Source organism: Pedobacter agri PB92 (assembly GCF_000258495.1).
Lineage (GTDB): Bacteria > Bacteroidota > Bacteroidia > Sphingobacteriales > Sphingobacteriaceae > Pedobacter > Pedobacter agri.
Genome location: NZ_AJLG01000018.1, coordinates 24,841 through 41,103, shown reverse-complemented (window position 1 = coordinate 41,103; position 16,263 = coordinate 24,841). Strand labels below are relative to the sequence as shown.

The following is a 16,263-nucleotide window of genomic DNA, read 5'->3' as shown; positions in this document are numbered from 1 at the left end:
ACGTACACACTGATCAAAATCTGTATCAAACCATAAGTCAATTTGTTTAATTGTCTTCACCTCATCCCATTCAAAATTTAAACTTGGCGAAGCATCAGCAGGATCTGCCACCCAAGCATTGGGCTGACGAACGGGCCTATCAATCCCGCTGGTCAGGTTTGATTTATCGAAAACCGGTTGAGATACAGCTAGGGAAATCGCTAAATTTTGCCCCTGTGGTCTACGTTGTGGACACCAGAACTCGAATTCATCAACACCTGCATCTGCCGGAGGCATTTGCCTACCAAAATTGGAAACTGCTTTGTTTATTGAGTTGAATACCGACAGAATTCCGGTAACCCGTTTTTCTGTAAAGCCGAGTTGGATAGCTTCATTTGCTTCAAAAACTACAAAGACATAGCTCGCTCTCGACAAATTTAAGCCAAAATTAAGGTTGATATCTTGTTCACCCGGTTGAATTTTAATTTCCTTCGTGGCTAAAGTCTGATCTGGCGTAAAACCTCCCGGTCTTTTACTAACTCTTAAAGATGCTTTTAAGGTTGTTGGTTTGATTGCATTTACGGCAACGTTAAATACTGGTAATTCGCCGTTTACCATAGGAAAAAGCTGTGCAGAAGGAGTTGTTAAGGTTTTCCAAAGATCGACATGGTCAAATCCTTTGAAATCTAGCGTACTTGAAACGGAAATCTCGCTTCGTGGAATTAAATCCAAAGCGTCGTTGATCGTTACGCCCGGAATGTATTGCCCGTTTAAAGATAATTTTTGCTGTAATTCTTGGATGTGTCCGTTGGTCAGCACGTCCCTTGGCAGCAGTCCTCCGTTTTTACATAATACCGCAGCCATACCGATCGCCTGACCAATATAAGCACAAGTGGCCATTACACGAGTTGCACCGAAAGCCACGTGGCTTACACTGATAATACGACCAGCGATAAATAAGTTATTGATATTCCTGCTGTATAATGTACGATATGGAATTTCGAAAATTCCTTTTCCATGCCATTGATTACAACCCGGTCTTTCGCTGTAGACACCATCCGCCGGGTGCAGATCTATCGACCAGCCACCAAAAGCAATCGCATCATCGTGGTGACGTTGTTCAACCAAATCTTTCTGTGTCAAGATATAATCACCTTCAAAGCGTCTACTCTCACGCTTGCCGGGAATGGTGCCCACCCACTCTAATGTCAAATTTTCTGCTTCAGGGAATTCTCCAGAATTTTTAATGTGGTTCCATATGCCGTAAACAACTTTCCAAAGTTCCCATTTAATTTTTTCAGTATCATGAACGGTGTCTAATCTGCCTCCATATTCTACCCACCATAGCTTACAACCAAACTCATTTGCATTAAATTGTTTAAAACGCGGAATCTCCTTGATATCACTTAAGGCAAAATTTGGCGGTGTGAATTTCACTGGCCGGCCAGTATCTTTACTGTAGAAATAAAGAGAGTGCCCCAACAACTCTCCATATTCTGCAGTTGGCGCCATGCCTTCATCAAACTCATCTTTACTTTCGGCGCCCATTCGAAATGCAGCACCAGCGAGAAAACCGACAATACCATCGCCTGTGGCATCGCAAAACAAGGGTGCCTCCAGCTGATACAAAGTGGAGTTCTGGCTGCAAAAAGCAGTAATCGATTTGATTTGATCCGCTGTTTTATCAATCTCAAAAACAGCCGTATTTAAAAGCAGTTGAATATTCCTTTCCTTAATCACCTTATCCAATAAGATCATATCCAAAATCATTGGGTTTCCCTCCGGATTTTTGTAGGTATTTTCAACTAAAATTTCATCAATCACACCGCCTTCCCTAGCCCATCGGTTGTTATTGCCCATGTGCGATGTTGCACCTAAGATCCACAACCTGACCTCACTTGAAGAGTTGCCACCCAAAACGGGTCTATCTTGTAACAGAAGTACCTTTATACCTTGTCTGGCAGCTGTAATTGCAGCACACACACCCGAAAGTCCGCCGCCTGCAACAACTAAATCTGCCGTTAAATTGATTTTTTTTAAATCTCGTTTCGCCGAAGCCTGCTCTTTTTTCATTACTAGTTTAGGGCAATAGTTATCAGCTCGAAGATATTTTTTATTATCAACAGATCGGTGCTTGGGAAAACTGAAAATATGATGGGAACGCTCCCGAAAATTGGGAACGTTCCCTACGATAAGGGCCTAGTATCTTATTGCTCTAGCACCTGCTTTACGGTAGAATTTCTAACAACCAACTCAGTATCAAGCGTTTTAATTAACGGCTTCCATTCCGAAATATCTTTATCCATTAAACCTAACAATAATTCCATCGCCGTTTTCCCAATTTCTTTAACTGGTTGAGCAATCGTAGTCAGGCTTGGCTCGATAAAGTTTGAACCATAATTATCACTAAAACCCACTACTGCAATATCCTCGGGAATGCGTTTGCCTGATTGCTTGATGATCTGAATGGCTTCAATAGCCGTTGGGTCATTCACCGCAAATATCGCATCAGGCGGATTGGTCATCCCTAACAAATGCTTCACGTACATTTTCACTTTAGTGAGGTTCAAGTCGAACTCAATGATCAGATCTTCATCTATAGGAATGTTATTTTTAATCAGCGCATCGCGATAGCCATTCATTCGCTTGCGGCTGATCACTAATTGTGCTGGTCCTGCCAAATGCGCAATTCTACGTTTACCGATTGAAATGAGGTGTTTTACCGCCTGAAATGCTGCATCATAATCGTTCACCACGACTTTTGGCACCATCATCTCCTCGCACACGCGATTAAAGAACACGACTGGAATTTTCTTTCTGATAAAAGCTTTCCAATGATCGTAATTTAGGGTTTCCTTCGTTAGGGATACCATTACTCCATCTACCCTATTGGCCAGCATTACCTTCGAATTGGCGACCTCGGTTTCATAACTTTCATTGCACTGCGACACGATGACACTGTAACCTTGCCTGGCGGCTTCTTCTTGGGCACCTACCACCACCTGTGGAAAGAAAGATGTAAAGAAATCGGGCAGGACAATACCAATGGTTTTCGTTTTATTGGTAATTAAACTGATGGAAAGCATATTTCTTTGGTAATCAAGTTTCTCTGCTAGTTCGGTTACTTTGGCTCTTGTTTCCGGTTTAACATTCGGGTGGCCAGTAAGTGCTCTTGAAACCGTAGATTTTGACATCTTTAATTCGTTCGCAATATCTACGATAGTTACTTGATTACTTTTCATACAATTTAGTCTATGGTTGAACTACAAATAAAGAAATTCGAATGAAATTTACAATTTAAATCATTAAAATTAAACGCCGCTAAAACCCCATACATTGTTTTATCATCACAAAGAAAAACCAAGGCGCCATTTTAAAACTATACATTTAGGCTTACTTTTTTGATGATGAAAATAATTGCAACCTGCTATGATCTATACCTTCAATTGTTTCAAAAGCAAAAGGCAACGTTAATACGTTGCCCTTGCCATCTTTCAGAGATATAAAACTGACCAAAAATTAGTAACCTGGGTTTTGCTCCATCATCGGCATTTTCTGTATTTCAGATAGCGGAATAGGCAGAAGATACATGGCATCTCTAAAATTTAATGGTCGAGGTGCCCTCGAGACAGTATGCACAAACGTGTTGGTGCCTGTACGTGTAATGATATCAATGCTATTGAAGCCTTTAAGTACAGCAGACGCTATTTTCCATCTTCTAATATCATTAAAACGGTGGTCTTCAAAAGCCAATTCAATTCTACGCTCATTTCGAATTAACGTTCGCAGTTCAGCAACCGATATACCTGTTTTAATACCATATCTGCCATCTGCACCCGGCAAGATTCCCGCTCTATTTCTCAATAGCGCTAATTTTTCTACAGCTTTTTCTGGTTGTCCCACCTCATTAATCGCCTCCGCATAATTTAATAAAATTTCAGCATATCGAATTAGCGGCCAGGCTCTTTCAGTAGTTGCCGATAAACCATTCGAAATGTTTTCATCACACATTTTCCGACCGAAATACCCCGTAAACTGATTATTCGGCGTATAAGCATCCGCAGTGGTATTTGCAATGGTTGAACCGGTACTGGTGTAGGTGTACACCACCGTTTTTACTGAACTATTATTGATGTAGGAAAGTCCATTGTAAATAATAGAATATTCAAAACGAGGATCTCTGTTCACATAAGGGTCGTTTGGATTGTACGTGCTGCTTTCACTGATTGCTTTACCGTCTCTCATCGGAAATGCTTCTACCAAGCTTTGAGTAGGTTTCATAATCGATGCGCCCGTACGGGTTGGCGGCAAATAATATGCTTCGAATTCTTTTTGTGCCGGGCGGTTGTATTGGAAAATGTATTCAGTATTCACACGCTTTAAAAATACCTGATAAAATCCATTTCCTGGTCGCGTAGTGTTATCTACATTTAAGCTATACAGGTTCGTATTGATTAAAGCTTCGGCAGCATCGGCAGCTTGTTGCCACCTGTTTGCATTAAATGCTGGATAGCCAACTGCCGCACTTTTGGTCGTCCCACCACCATTAAAGAGCGGACTAGCTGCATACAACAACACCCTGGATTTTAAGGCCAAGCAAGCACCTCCCGTAACCCGGCCAAAATCAATATCTTTATAAGTAACATTGGCTAAATCGGCTGCTGCTGCATCTAACTCTGAAACCATGTATGCAACGCAGTCTTCGTAAGAACTTCTTGGCAGGTTAATAATATCATTGATCCCAAAAACCTGATCGCCAATCAAAGGTATTCCCCCAAAGGCGATTACCATATGTTGGTAATAAAATGCTCTTAAAAATCTGGCTTCCGCACGCATTCTTTTTTTGGTTGATTCGTGGAAAGGTGCACCACCAATTTTCTCTAGTAAAAGGTTAACCCTACGGATGTTTTTGTATGGTGTAGTCCAAAAATCTTTATCAGTACCAAAACCGGTTAAAACATTCGATGGACCAATAGTTCCTTGTGCATAGGCATTTCCCCATACTGAAAGGTTATTATTTCCTTCAGCGTTATCAGTTGCCAATTCTGTATTTCCAGAACCTCCTGCCGAATTAAAACGTGATGGCCCAAAAGTATAACCGGCATCTAGATAAATTCTGTTTAAAAAATTGTTCGTTTGAACGCTATCGGTAAAGACAGCTTCTTCGGTTAATCCTGTAGTTTTATCTTCCAAACCTCCTGATTTCTTGCAGGCTAAGAATACCAAAGGAAGCATCGCTGTAATTAATATTTTTTTCATGGTACAAATTAGAAAGTAACGTTTAAACCCATGTTGATTATTCTTGTTGGCGGATATGGCAAATCGCCGGCAGACTCCAGTACTTCGGGATCTAAGTTGTATAGCCTATCCAGCTTGGTAAAGGTTAATAAATTGTACCCATTGGTGTATAATCGCAACCCTTTTACACCTAATTTCGACAATAGTTTCGGACCAGCGCTATAACTCAATTCGGCTGTTTTCAGACGTACATAATCGCCCGGAATTGCCCAAAAATCTGAGTAAAAATCTCTCGGACTTTGGCTCAATGCTGTTGTATATAATTGAGGGTATTTGGCATTGTTACCCAAAGCTGGTGTCCAGTGTTGCTGGTGAATTGGCAACTGGTTACTGGCATTGTGGTGAATAACTGCCCCTTGTGCACTGGCAACGAAATCTAAAGCGGCCTGGAATAAAACACTAAGTCTGAAATTTTTGTACCCTACTCCCAAGGTAATCCCTGCAATAGTTGTAGGTAAATTGGTACTTCCAAAAAACGATCTGTCATTGGCATCTATCACCCCATCGCCGTTCAGATCCATGTACTTGATGTCACCTGGTCTTCCGCCAATAGTTGGTTTTGGAACAGCAGGGTTAGCGATATCTTCCAGTGTGTAAAATTCACCGGTCCATTTGTATTTCAACACAGATCCAATGGCTTGTCCGGTTTCTCGTTGATAAGGGTATAAAGTTTCTGCTTCATCTCTAAAAGTAATTTTATTTTTAGCGAGTGAATAAGTGCCCTGAATAAAGTAATTCCAATCTTTGGAGATCTCATCTCTAAAGCTGATTTCAGCCTCAAAACCCCTATTATTCGTTTTACCGATGTTTACCAATGGTAAATTCTGTCCGAATACAGCAGAAATGGTTCCACGGTTAGTAATGATATCGTATCGGTTATTATTGAAATAATCCAGTTTAGCAGATAGTTTGTTTTTGAAGAAAGCCATATCCAGACCAATGTCTAACTTTTTATCTTTCTCCCATGTTACCTCATTGTTGGCTAATGTACCCTCAGTTACCGTACCATATCCATTATTCGTGGCCAGGCCAAACAAACCACTTCCCGATCCTGTTGCCCAATTCTGCAGGTAAGCATACACACCACCTGTATTATCTGCGCCTACAACACCATAAGAACCTCTTAATTTAAACTGATCGATGAAATGTAAATTGTCTTTAACGAAGGTTTCTTCGGCAATATTCCAACCTACAGATGCAGCAGGGAAAAACCCCTTTTTCTTGCCTTGCGCAAAACGATCGGAACCGTTATAGGCACCGCTGAGTTCAATTAAATATTTTTGCCTGTAATCGTAACCAAACCTTGCAGTAATACCGCTAAATACTTCTGGAATAAAATTGTACAAATTTGAGTTAGTGGTATTTTGAGCTCTCTTATCATTTGTATTATACAAAATCAACCCAGAAACATTGTGATTTCCAAAACTTCTGCCGTAGTTTAACATGGCCTGCATGGTCAGTGCACTCGCAGTGCTTCCGGATGAATAACTTAAGCCAGGCGTACTAATCCTAAAGATATTATCACGTTGACCAAAGCTGTATGAATCAGTAACCGGATCGTATACGTAAGAAATGAAACCAGTTCCTGTTACCGGCCTGGAAAGAGAGCGACTGTAAAAGTACAGGTTGCGATAAGCCAATACACCTTTTATGGAAAGTCCTGAAGTGATGAAATCTAATTTCTGATTAGCTGACGTGGATAAATTGATGTTGTTATTAAATGTACGGTAGTAACCATTGTACATTAAACGACCCACAATATTATTATTATTTCTGCCAGATGCGGTCCTTTGCCAAACACTGTAACCTAAAGTTCCGTTTGGATTGTATACAGGATAGTTAAACGGTGCTGTTTCGCCCAAACGACCCAAATCACTAAAGATGGTATTATTGACAGTAGCATTATTAGCATTAGTTTCATCTACATTCCCGAACAGGTCAAATTTTACATCAAGTGTTTTAGTTACTTTCAAATCGATGTTAGAGCGATAATTGTAACGTTTGTAATAAAATTTACTATTTAAATCTTCACTAAAATCTTTCAGCTGACCACCTTGATTTAAATAACCAATCGAAACAAAATACTTTGCCTTTTCTGTACCACCGTTTACATTAAAGTTAGCTTTAGCTTGCGGTGCAAATCTTTTTAAAAGGATGTCAGACCAATCATTGTTTGGATGTCCATAAGGATCAGCACCGGTTCTATACAATTCTAAATCGTTATCAGAAAAGGTGCGCACAAAACTTGGGTTTGGATTTAAGTTATTGGTATTCACCTGCGCTTCATTAATTAGTGAAGCGGCTTCATATGAACCTAAGGCCTTTGGTGTTCGTGTGAGCTGGCTCAATCCATATTCAACCAATAAACTAATCCTTGGCTTCCCTACTTTACCACGAGTGGTTGTTACTAAAATCACCCCATTTGCACCTTTAATACCGTAGATTGAAGTAGTTGCCGCATCTTTCAAGATACTTACCGATTCTACCTCATTGGCGCTCAACTGTGAGAACTGATCATATGTGAATTCAATATCATCCACTAAAATTAAAGGATTGTTACTCGCACCTGATACATAAGAACTCACCCCACGGATGTAGAATCTTGCTCCATCAGCACCCGGCTGTCCACTGATTTGTTGAGATGAAAAACCAGTAATCCGTCCGGCTAGCGAGTTTTGCAAACTTGGCGATGGACTTTGCCTAATCTCATCTCCACCTATACTTGCTACCGCACCTGTTAAGGTCTTTTTCTTTTGTGTGCCGTAACCTACCACCACTACATCATCCAGGTCGGTCTTATCTTCATTTAAGGATATGGTGATATTCGTTTGCCCGTCGATATTAATTTCTCGGGTAGCATAACCGATTAACCGAATCACAAGGGTATTGCTACTAACACTAAGCGTAAATTTTCCATCCTGGTTTGTGGTGGTTCCGTTGGATGGATTACTTTTTTCGACCACCGTTGCGCCAGGCAAAAGCCCGGATTGATCGCTAACCACACCCGTGATTTGCTTTCGCTGTGCATAGGCAGCTATGCTCAGGAGCATCAAGAAAATGCAGCATAAATATGTTATTTTTTTCATCTTATAATTTTTATTGAATAGCCGCATTATCTATTGCTGGCGTTATCACCGGTGTTTAAATTCAATCCCTGAGTTGGGTTAGAAATAACCTTCATTTTGAACCAACTTATTATTCCTGATTATTTCTGAGTATGGAATGGGCATGTGATAATATTTAGGCTGAAATGCCATCGTGTTCACATTTTTGAGTACATATAATGGGTCATTTTGAGTGATGGTTAACCCTTGTAAAGTAGCACTTAACTCATTACTCATTTTCCACCTGCGCAAATCCCAGAAACGATGTTCTTCAAAGCTTAGCTCAATGCGTCTTTCATTCTTGATCAGGTCGCGAAGCTGAGCTTGACTAACACCAACTGGTACACCAAATCTGTTTCCCGTACCTGCAGCAATACCCGCCCTGGCACGTACCAAATTCAGTTGGCGAACAGCATCTTCTACCCTTCCTACCTCATTCAATGCTTCAGCGTAGCTCAATAAAACATCAGCAAAGCGGAAATATGGGAAGTTGTGACTTTGGTTTGAATAAGTAGCAGAGGTAGAAAAATCGGCCATAAATTTTCTTAAATAATAAGAAGTTTTGGTTTGCGTTTTAAAAGCCTGGTTAGGTTTATCTAAGCCACCTTCATATGTCTGCACTGCCCTACCTAACCATTGTACGCCATTGTGAAACAAAATGGCTTTCAACCGTGGATCGCGGTTTTCATATTGCGATGCAGAAGTAGTAGTCCCTGTATAAACTGTTCCATTCATATTATTGAAAGCATTTACAAAGTTTTGAGTCGGGCTATTTCTTCCGTTACTGGTTGTAGGAGCTACATAACCTACCGGCGCATTTGCATTTTCAATTACAGTAGAATTTGAAGATTGGTTAGATAAAATAATATCGGTATTGATTTTCGTTGTAAACACAGCTGTGTAAGCAGCAGTTCCGGTTCCTGCAGGTAATTTATAATAACCTTTGGCAATTAATGCTTCAGCAATGGTAATTACACGTTGCCATCTGGCCGGATCATTTGTGGGATAACCTGTAATCGATTTTAACTGCGGATTGCTTTCAAAACCACCGCCATTGAACAATGGACTGGCAGCATACAAATACAATCTACATTTCAAAGCCATTGCCGCTTCAGATGGAACACGGCCAAACTCAGTAGCCGCAACGGCAGAACCATTAGGCAGATCTGGCGTAATAGCATCGCATTCTGCGGCAATGTAATCTACACATTCTGCGAAAGTATTTCGAGGTAAGTTTAAATCACTGTTTAGATCAAATACCTGATTACCCACCAAAGGAATACCGCCATAACGTTTCAGCAATTCGAAGTAGGCGAAGGCACGCAGAAAACGAGCTTCGGCAACCTGTCTTTTCTTTGTTGCGTCAGGAATAGGCACCACACCTATGTTATTTAAAAACACATTGCTTCTCCTAATGAGGGTATAACTATTTGCCCAATTATTATCAGGATGATTAGTTGCGTTGAGTTGTCCATTGGTGAACAACATAATTGTCGATCGCTCCGAAGAAGGAACCGCATCATCGGTTGCCGCATCTAAAAAATCACCGCCAATCCGGTTAAACCCATCTGGCAAGAAAGAATAAATACCTAATAAATAAGCGGTTGATTGAACACCCATTTGATCTGTAGGATCAAATACATCTGTTTCCAGTACCCGCTCTTCAGGTTCATTTTCGAATTTTTTACATGATTGGGCCAGCACCGATACGATGATTAATAAATAAAGTACACTTTTCATATCTGTAATGCTATAATTGAATATTTACACCGAAGGAAAATATACGCTCAATCGGATAATTCCCATTGAAGTTTTCTGGATCGGCACCGTTAAATGTTTTCGAACTTAAAGTCCATAGGTTTAGCCCGTTCGTGAATAAGCGGGTAGATTTTAGCCCCACTTTTTGAGTAAGCCTAGCTGGAAGTGTGTAACCCAACTCTACATTCCTCAGCCTGACAAAATCGCCATTTCTTAACCAGAAGGACGAGCTTACAAAATTGTTGGTCGCACCGTTTCTTGGGCCCGAGTTGGTAGTCAACCTTGGATAGGCTGCTGTATTAGCCGTGGCTGGCGTAAATCTATTTAAATGGGTTTGGTAAGCCTGCGCTGTTCCACCTTGAAACTCCCAATAGCTATTGTCCGACAGGTAAACTTCCTGATTAATCACACCTTGAACCAAAGCGCTCACATCAAAGCCAACAACATGAAATCCTAACTTGGCCCCTAAAAACAAACTGGGTTTTTGCGAGCCGATGGTTGTCTGGTCATATTGGTTGATTACTCCATCGCCGTTTAAATCCCTGTATTTGATGTCACCAGGTTGGGGCGTGTACCCCTCGATGGTAGGATAACCAGTAATTTCCTGCTGGCTACGAAACAAACCTTCGGCGATGTAACCATAGGTTTGCCCAACAGGGTGACCTGTACGCTGCATCCAGCTATATCGTTGGTTGGCTTCTGCACTGTAAATGAGTTTATTCTTCTGTAAACTGGCATTCAATCTCACAAAATAACCCCATTTTTTCTTTTGTTCATTCCAGCTTAACTGCGCTTCCCAACCATAATAATTTTGTTTTCCAATGTTTTCATTCGGATAAGAAATGCCCAATAATGAACTTCCATTTCCCCTCATAATACTTAAATCAGCAAAATTATTTTTGTAATATTCTACATTTAAACCAAGCCTATCGTTTAGAAAACCTGCATCAATACCGATATTCAGCATCTTCGCATATTCCCAGGTAATGGCTGGATTCGCCAGAAACGATTCGCCAATAGTTGTGGCTGTACCCGCACTGCTTCCGAAAATTGCACCAGGTGAACCATTATAAACTTGCTGATAAGTGTAGTAAGCGCCATTGTCTCTGCCTACTTTTCCATATGAAGCGTACAACTTCAGCTGATTAAGCCAGCTGTTTTCTTTCAAAAAATCCTCTTGTTGGATATTCCAACCTAAACCAAGAGCTGGGAAAAAGCCATATTTAAATCCGCCTTTATCCGGATAACGGTTGGCGCCACTTTGTGAAAAAGAAACTTCAGCAAGGTATTTTTTATCGTAATTGTAAGATACGTGACCGGAAATACCCTGAATGGCGTAGGGTAAATTCGACCCATTGATTAAGTTATCTCTATTGGCCAGTATTACAGCATCAACACCATTTAAACCGAAATCACGTTGGTAGCCAAAAGATAATTCCTGAAAATCTGATCTGTTCTGGAAGGCAATGTTGTTACCATTTGCCTGGTCAGTATTGTTATTATACTGACGATAAACGGGAGATAAAGTACCAAAGCCACTTATTTGCTCAAATACCGCAAAAGATTTATTCCTAATATAGTTTTCTGCCAGATTACTGAAGAATGATGCCCTTGCTTTTACCCATAAACCTTTAGATAAATCGTCTAAATTATATTTCAGGTAAAAGTCGGAAAGAACCGTTCGGGTGTTAGTTTTAGAATAACCCGCACTCACACCCTGGGCTACAATATTATTTTGAAACTGAGCAGAACCGCCGTACGTGCCGTTGGCATTAAAAATAGGGTAAGCACTATTTGGCGTAGCCTTTAGAGCATTAAAAATACCTTGAGTTCCAGAGTTGCCGGGACTGTTATCGGTTAAAATGCGCCCCTGAACATAAAGGCCAGCGCTTAATTTGTCGGTCAGATTAACATCCACATTCGAGCGAATGAAATAACCTACAAAATTCGCATCGGTTGAATATTTGGTGTTGATATCGTCTCTTGTTTTCAGTAAACCATCTTGTTTAAAATGCTCCAGATTCACAAAAAATCGAACATACTGATTACCACCACTGGTATTTAAATTGTACCTGGCAATGGCTGCTGATTTTCTTAAAACTTCATCGGCCCAATTTACATTTGGATAGCGGAGAGGATCGCTACCTGTTTGGTATGCATTGATAGCGGATTGGCTAAAACCATTATTGGCAGCTGAAAGTCCGTCGTTGGTTAATGCCTCGTTATATAATGTGGCATAATTGAAAGCATCTAGAGGCTTTGATATTAAATTCTGAATTGGCTGTTGAATACCCCATTGCCCGGTGAAACTGATTTTTTGTCCGGCGACCATCCCTTTTTTTGTTACAATTGAAACTGCACCATTTGCTCCTCTAACACCCAACATGGCTAAAGAAACAGCATCTTTCAGCACCGTAACCGATTCTATTTCCTCTATTCCAATTTCTGAAACCGAACGTGGAATACCATCAATAAAAATTAAAGGACTTTGCCCCCTTAGGCGCATGCTATATCCCTCGTTGAAAGGTTGTCCGCTGTTTTGACTTGTGGTTAAACCTGCCAACCTACCTGCTAAGGCAATGGGGTAAGACGCCACTAAAGTACTGGTAAGTTCAGCACCTGGAATAGCGGTTGAAGAAACTGTTGAAAGTGTTTTTGGCGTATTAAAGTAGATAAGTTTTTTGAGTTTCTTATCCACCAGCTGCATGGTATCCTGCTTTTTGCTGATCGTATCTGGAACCTGCTGGGCATGTAGCCTTGATGCCTGATTAATAAATAAGGCACAGCAGGCGAATACCCTCAGCGGTTTAATGAAAACTGACATGAGTGGTTTATTTAGGTTTAAAAAGAGGTTAGGCTATAAAGGCAGCGATCGACTTGATCCATGCCGCAAAAGTAATAACTTATGCGCCCTTCAATAAATGTAGTGTAGATTTATTCTGCATATTAATTTGGTTAGGATTTGTTATTGTATCTGATTACACTCAAATATATCTACGTTTTGAGTCTTACCCTCAGGAAGAGATATCTATTTTTCATGGAAACGTTCCCAATTTTTGGGAACGTTTCCATGAAACAACAAATGAGGACTATACCTCTTTAGTATACCACCCTTAGCTTGTTAAATTGTCATTTTTCCTTCAAAAATTGCTATTGGAATCGCCATCCTCCAGGACACGTCGCTTTGCAGGCGGATTGATCGTAAAATAAAAAAAACTTCCTGTGCACCAAAAAGGCAGCAGGAAGTTTAAAAGCAATTAACGTAAAAATATTATTGAACCTGAACGTTGATCAGTTTGTACCAACCATCAGTAGTCATATCGCCGTTTACAGCTAATCTGATACCTGGCTTATTATCGTTGGTTGTGTCAACAATAGCTACAGCCCAGGTATAGGCTCCAGCAGGCACATCTAGCTTTGTCTTCAGTTCGTAGGTGGTGGCACTGCTTTTTAACCAGGTTGATGGTTCTCCATATTGATCTACAATTATTTTCTTTACGGTCCCAGAGCCATCTAACAAAGCAAAAGCAACTTTGTATTTATAATTCCATTGTGGTATGTTATTAGGCAAATAACCCCAGCCCATGTTTCTCCAGCGATGGGTAATGGTGGTTTCAGTATTAGCGCTCACTTTTTCTGGTACATACACCCGCTCCGGGTACAAGCGATAACCACCTTCTGAAATAAAACGCTGCACCAATGTAAATGACTTAGTAAACCAGCTTTCAGTATCTCCAACGCGAAAATCCATCATATTTACGGCTGCTTCCAATGAAGAATCAAACTCCCCTTTTCTTACATCTTCAGGATGTCCTTCCCTGTATTTTCCACTTGGATCGGTCCAATAGCGGTGCGTTCCGCTGGTAATCCAGCCACCCTCCATCAATATCGGGCGCTTGAAATTCCAGGTTTTAGCGAATGCTTTTTCCCAACTCTGGTAATAGTCAGTCATACCAAAAGCATCCTGGCGTAATATATAGCCTTTATTAATCAATTTCTTTAACAAACGATCTGAATTTGGATTGGCCGAACCCCAACTTACCGGATCGCCTACCACTCGGTGGTAGTTTATCGCCAAAGGTATTTTGGAGAAATTCTTCACATAAAGATCTGAAATCCAATCCATCACTTCTTCTTTTGCTTGTTCAATTTTATCTTTTGGTGCATTAGCAGCCGGATCAAAATAAATCACATTGTGGGCTTCTCCCCATTTGCCCAAACCGTAAGCATCAATAAAGGAAGTTTTCTTTGGATCATTAAAATCCTTTGCCAACTCTTCGATAAATTTAGCATAATGCTGCCTGAAAATTGGATCTTGTGGAAGGGGCGTTCTACGATCTGGAAATTTTGGATCTTCGGTGATGTATTTTGCACCTGCATCAAAAACGAATTGAGGCGTATTCAGGCCCTGGTCACGACCATCAACTACAATACGAAATGCAATCGGCAGACCTCTGTCTTGAGCGCCTTTAATCATTTTATAAAGCGCTGTACTCGGATCTCGCCACGCATATACGCCATTTGAAGGGTTAAAGTTTGCCCAACGCGTACGAATATAGCAAGCTGAAGCATAATCTATAGCCTTAACTTTTTTACCCAAATCAGGAACATAATATTCTGTATCCCAATATCCTGGCTGGACAGTACCTGAACCATACATTACCCAACCATTAAGCGGGTTACGGAACATGGTGTTTCGGTTGTAGTTTGGTTTAACCAACGTACCTTCCGCTTGTTTTTCGGTTTCATTATTGTTCTTTTTACAGGCAAAGGCGAGCATACACAAGGCAGCGATCAGTATTTTGCTACCAATCATTTTATAGTTCATTTTTTTTCATTTTTTAGCGTCAGTTAAAATTTTTTAAAACGTGATTATTGCTAGCGTTTCTGGGCCAATATGGTGTTGTTTCGCAAATCGAAAATCAAAACATTTGTCGTTGCTGGTATAGTAAGGTAAGCGTTTCTATGTTCTCCAGATGAGCCCCCTGCTAGCGTTAAAGCTGTTCCAAGCACTAAATTTTGATCTTGACGCAAACCTGCGTCGGTAAGCGGACCTACAAAAGCATAAGATAAATTTTTATTATTATCGCTTCCGCCATACACAATAAACTTAGCTTTGCCTACCCTTCCACCGGTGTAAACCAGTACTTGCGGATCGGCCAGACTTACTTTCAAATCCATTTTAATTGGGTTGCCCCAATTGTTAATGGCACCATGCATGTATAATTCTGTTACTGTGGTATTTTGAGCAACGCCACCTTCACCATTCCATGAAACTACACGAGGTGTAAGAGCTGTCGCTGGCGAGTAAATCGTTGCCGATGCTTTCTGCATATTTACCACTACCCGGTATGCACCAGCTGTTTCAATTTTGAAAGCAAATGGATTTTCTCGAAGTCTGATTGGCACTGCTTCGCCATCCTGCAGGACAGTATTGGCACTGGTAGGCACTACATAATTGGTAGCTCCTCGAAATTCTACCGGAATTTCGAGGTTACCAGGCTGTAGATTCAACACAAAAGCATATTGGTTAAGGTTTTCCAGTGTTTTTGGCATTTCGATTTTATTAATGCCTGTGATGGCTGATCCACCCAAGAAAACTTTATCCGCATCAAAAACTACGGTTTTGATTGGAGTAACCTCTACCCTTGTGGTTTTAACTTCAGGGGCCTCAAAACTTCCGCCGCCTTCCCACTCGGCCACTACCCTAAACTCCAGGGTAAAAGACTTATTGGCCGGAATTCCCCATTTTTCGTTCGCCCAGTTTTGAAGCTGCTCTGAACTAAAGCTTTTACTGTAAATGCCATCATCTTCAAATGTCATAATGGTTGTAGCGGTTCCAAAATTATTTCCTACCACATCCAACCGGGTGGTGTAAGTCACCATATGGTCATCAGATTGCGGTCGTGCTGGGGACCAGCTAAAGGTAACGATGTCTTTCGACGGGTAATTTTCATCTAAGGCTACGTTGGGAGATGAAACCCTAAGTTCCATCTTCTCCTGAACTTTATCAATGTCGTTAATGCCTTTTTTGCAAGCCGAAAGGCAAAACAAAAAACTAAAGGGCAATAATATTTTATATAAATGGTTGCTTTTTTTCATGATGTTTTGAGATCAAATCACT

General features: G+C 40.7%; 8 protein-coding genes. All 8 read right to left on the bottom strand.

Going from position 1 to position 16,263, the window contains the following annotated elements; all coding sequences use genetic code 11:
• Window positions 1-2,052: FAD-dependent oxidoreductase (locus tag ON09_RS04380; protein WP_010599842.1), on the bottom strand; the 2,052-nt coding region annotated here is incomplete at its 3' end.
• 134 nt (window positions 2,053-2,186) lie between these two features.
• Window positions 2,187-3,221 (bottom strand): LacI family DNA-binding transcriptional regulator, encoded by a 1,035-nt coding sequence (locus ON09_RS04375; protein WP_010599841.1) that lies wholly within the window; start codon window positions 3,219-3,221, stop codon window positions 2,187-2,189.
• Between the two features lie 277 nt (window positions 3,222-3,498).
• On the bottom strand, window positions 3,499-5,238 hold the full coding sequence (locus ON09_RS04370; RefSeq protein ID WP_010599840.1) for a RagB/SusD family nutrient uptake outer membrane protein: 1,740 nt from the start codon (window positions 5,236-5,238) through the stop codon (window positions 3,499-3,501).
• An 8-nt stretch (window positions 5,239-5,246) separates the two neighbouring features.
• On the bottom strand, window positions 5,247-8,363 hold the full coding sequence (locus tag ON09_RS04365; protein WP_010599839.1) for a SusC/RagA family TonB-linked outer membrane protein: 3,117 nt from the start codon (window positions 8,361-8,363) through the stop codon (window positions 5,247-5,249).
• A gap of 78 nt (window positions 8,364-8,441) precedes the next feature.
• Window positions 8,442-10,121, bottom strand: a complete 1,680-nt coding sequence (locus ON09_RS04360) for a RagB/SusD family nutrient uptake outer membrane protein (RefSeq protein WP_010599838.1) — start codon at window positions 10,119-10,121, stop codon at window positions 8,442-8,444.
• 10 nt (window positions 10,122-10,131) lie between these two features.
• The gene (locus ON09_RS04355; RefSeq protein WP_010599837.1) at window positions 10,132-12,963 is read right to left on the bottom strand and encodes a SusC/RagA family TonB-linked outer membrane protein; all 2,832 of its coding nucleotides are present in this window, start codon (window positions 12,961-12,963) and stop codon (window positions 10,132-10,134) included.
• A 447-nt stretch (window positions 12,964-13,410) separates the two neighbouring features.
• Window positions 13,411-14,967, bottom strand: coding sequence for a hypothetical protein (locus ON09_RS04350; protein ID WP_010599836.1), 1,557 nt, complete (start codon window positions 14,965-14,967; stop codon window positions 13,411-13,413).
• Between the two features lie 50 nt (window positions 14,968-15,017).
• Window positions 15,018-16,241, bottom strand: a complete 1,224-nt coding sequence (locus ON09_RS04345) for a SusE domain-containing protein (RefSeq protein WP_010599835.1) — start codon at window positions 16,239-16,241, stop codon at window positions 15,018-15,020.
• Window positions 16,242-16,263: the final 22 nt, after the last annotated feature.

What these genes read in the sequence shown, in the direction of transcription:
- ON09_RS04375 (WP_010599841.1), bottom strand. Translation starts at nt 3,221, where the DNA reads ATGAAAAGTAATCAAGTAACTATCGTAGATATTGCGAACGAATTAAAG.
- ON09_RS04360 (WP_010599838.1), bottom strand. Translation starts at nt 10,121, where the DNA reads ATGAAAAGTGTACTTTATTTATTAATCATCGTATCGGTGCTGGCCCAA.
- ON09_RS04345 (WP_010599835.1), bottom strand. Translation starts at nt 16,241, where the DNA reads ATGAAAAAAAGCAACCATTTATATAAAATATTATTGCCCTTTAGTTTT.
- ON09_RS04350 (WP_010599836.1), bottom strand. Translation starts at nt 14,967, where the DNA reads ATGAACTATAAAATGATTGGTAGCAAAATACTGATCGCTGCCTTGTGT.
- ON09_RS04355 (WP_010599837.1), bottom strand. Translation starts at nt 12,963, where the DNA reads ATGTCAGTTTTCATTAAACCGCTGAGGGTATTCGCCTGCTGTGCCTTA.
- ON09_RS04365 (WP_010599839.1), bottom strand. Translation starts at nt 8,363, where the DNA reads ATGAAAAAAATAACATATTTATGCTGCATTTTCTTGATGCTCCTGAGC.
- ON09_RS04370 (WP_010599840.1), bottom strand. Translation starts at nt 5,238, where the DNA reads ATGAAAAAAATATTAATTACAGCGATGCTTCCTTTGGTATTCTTAGCC.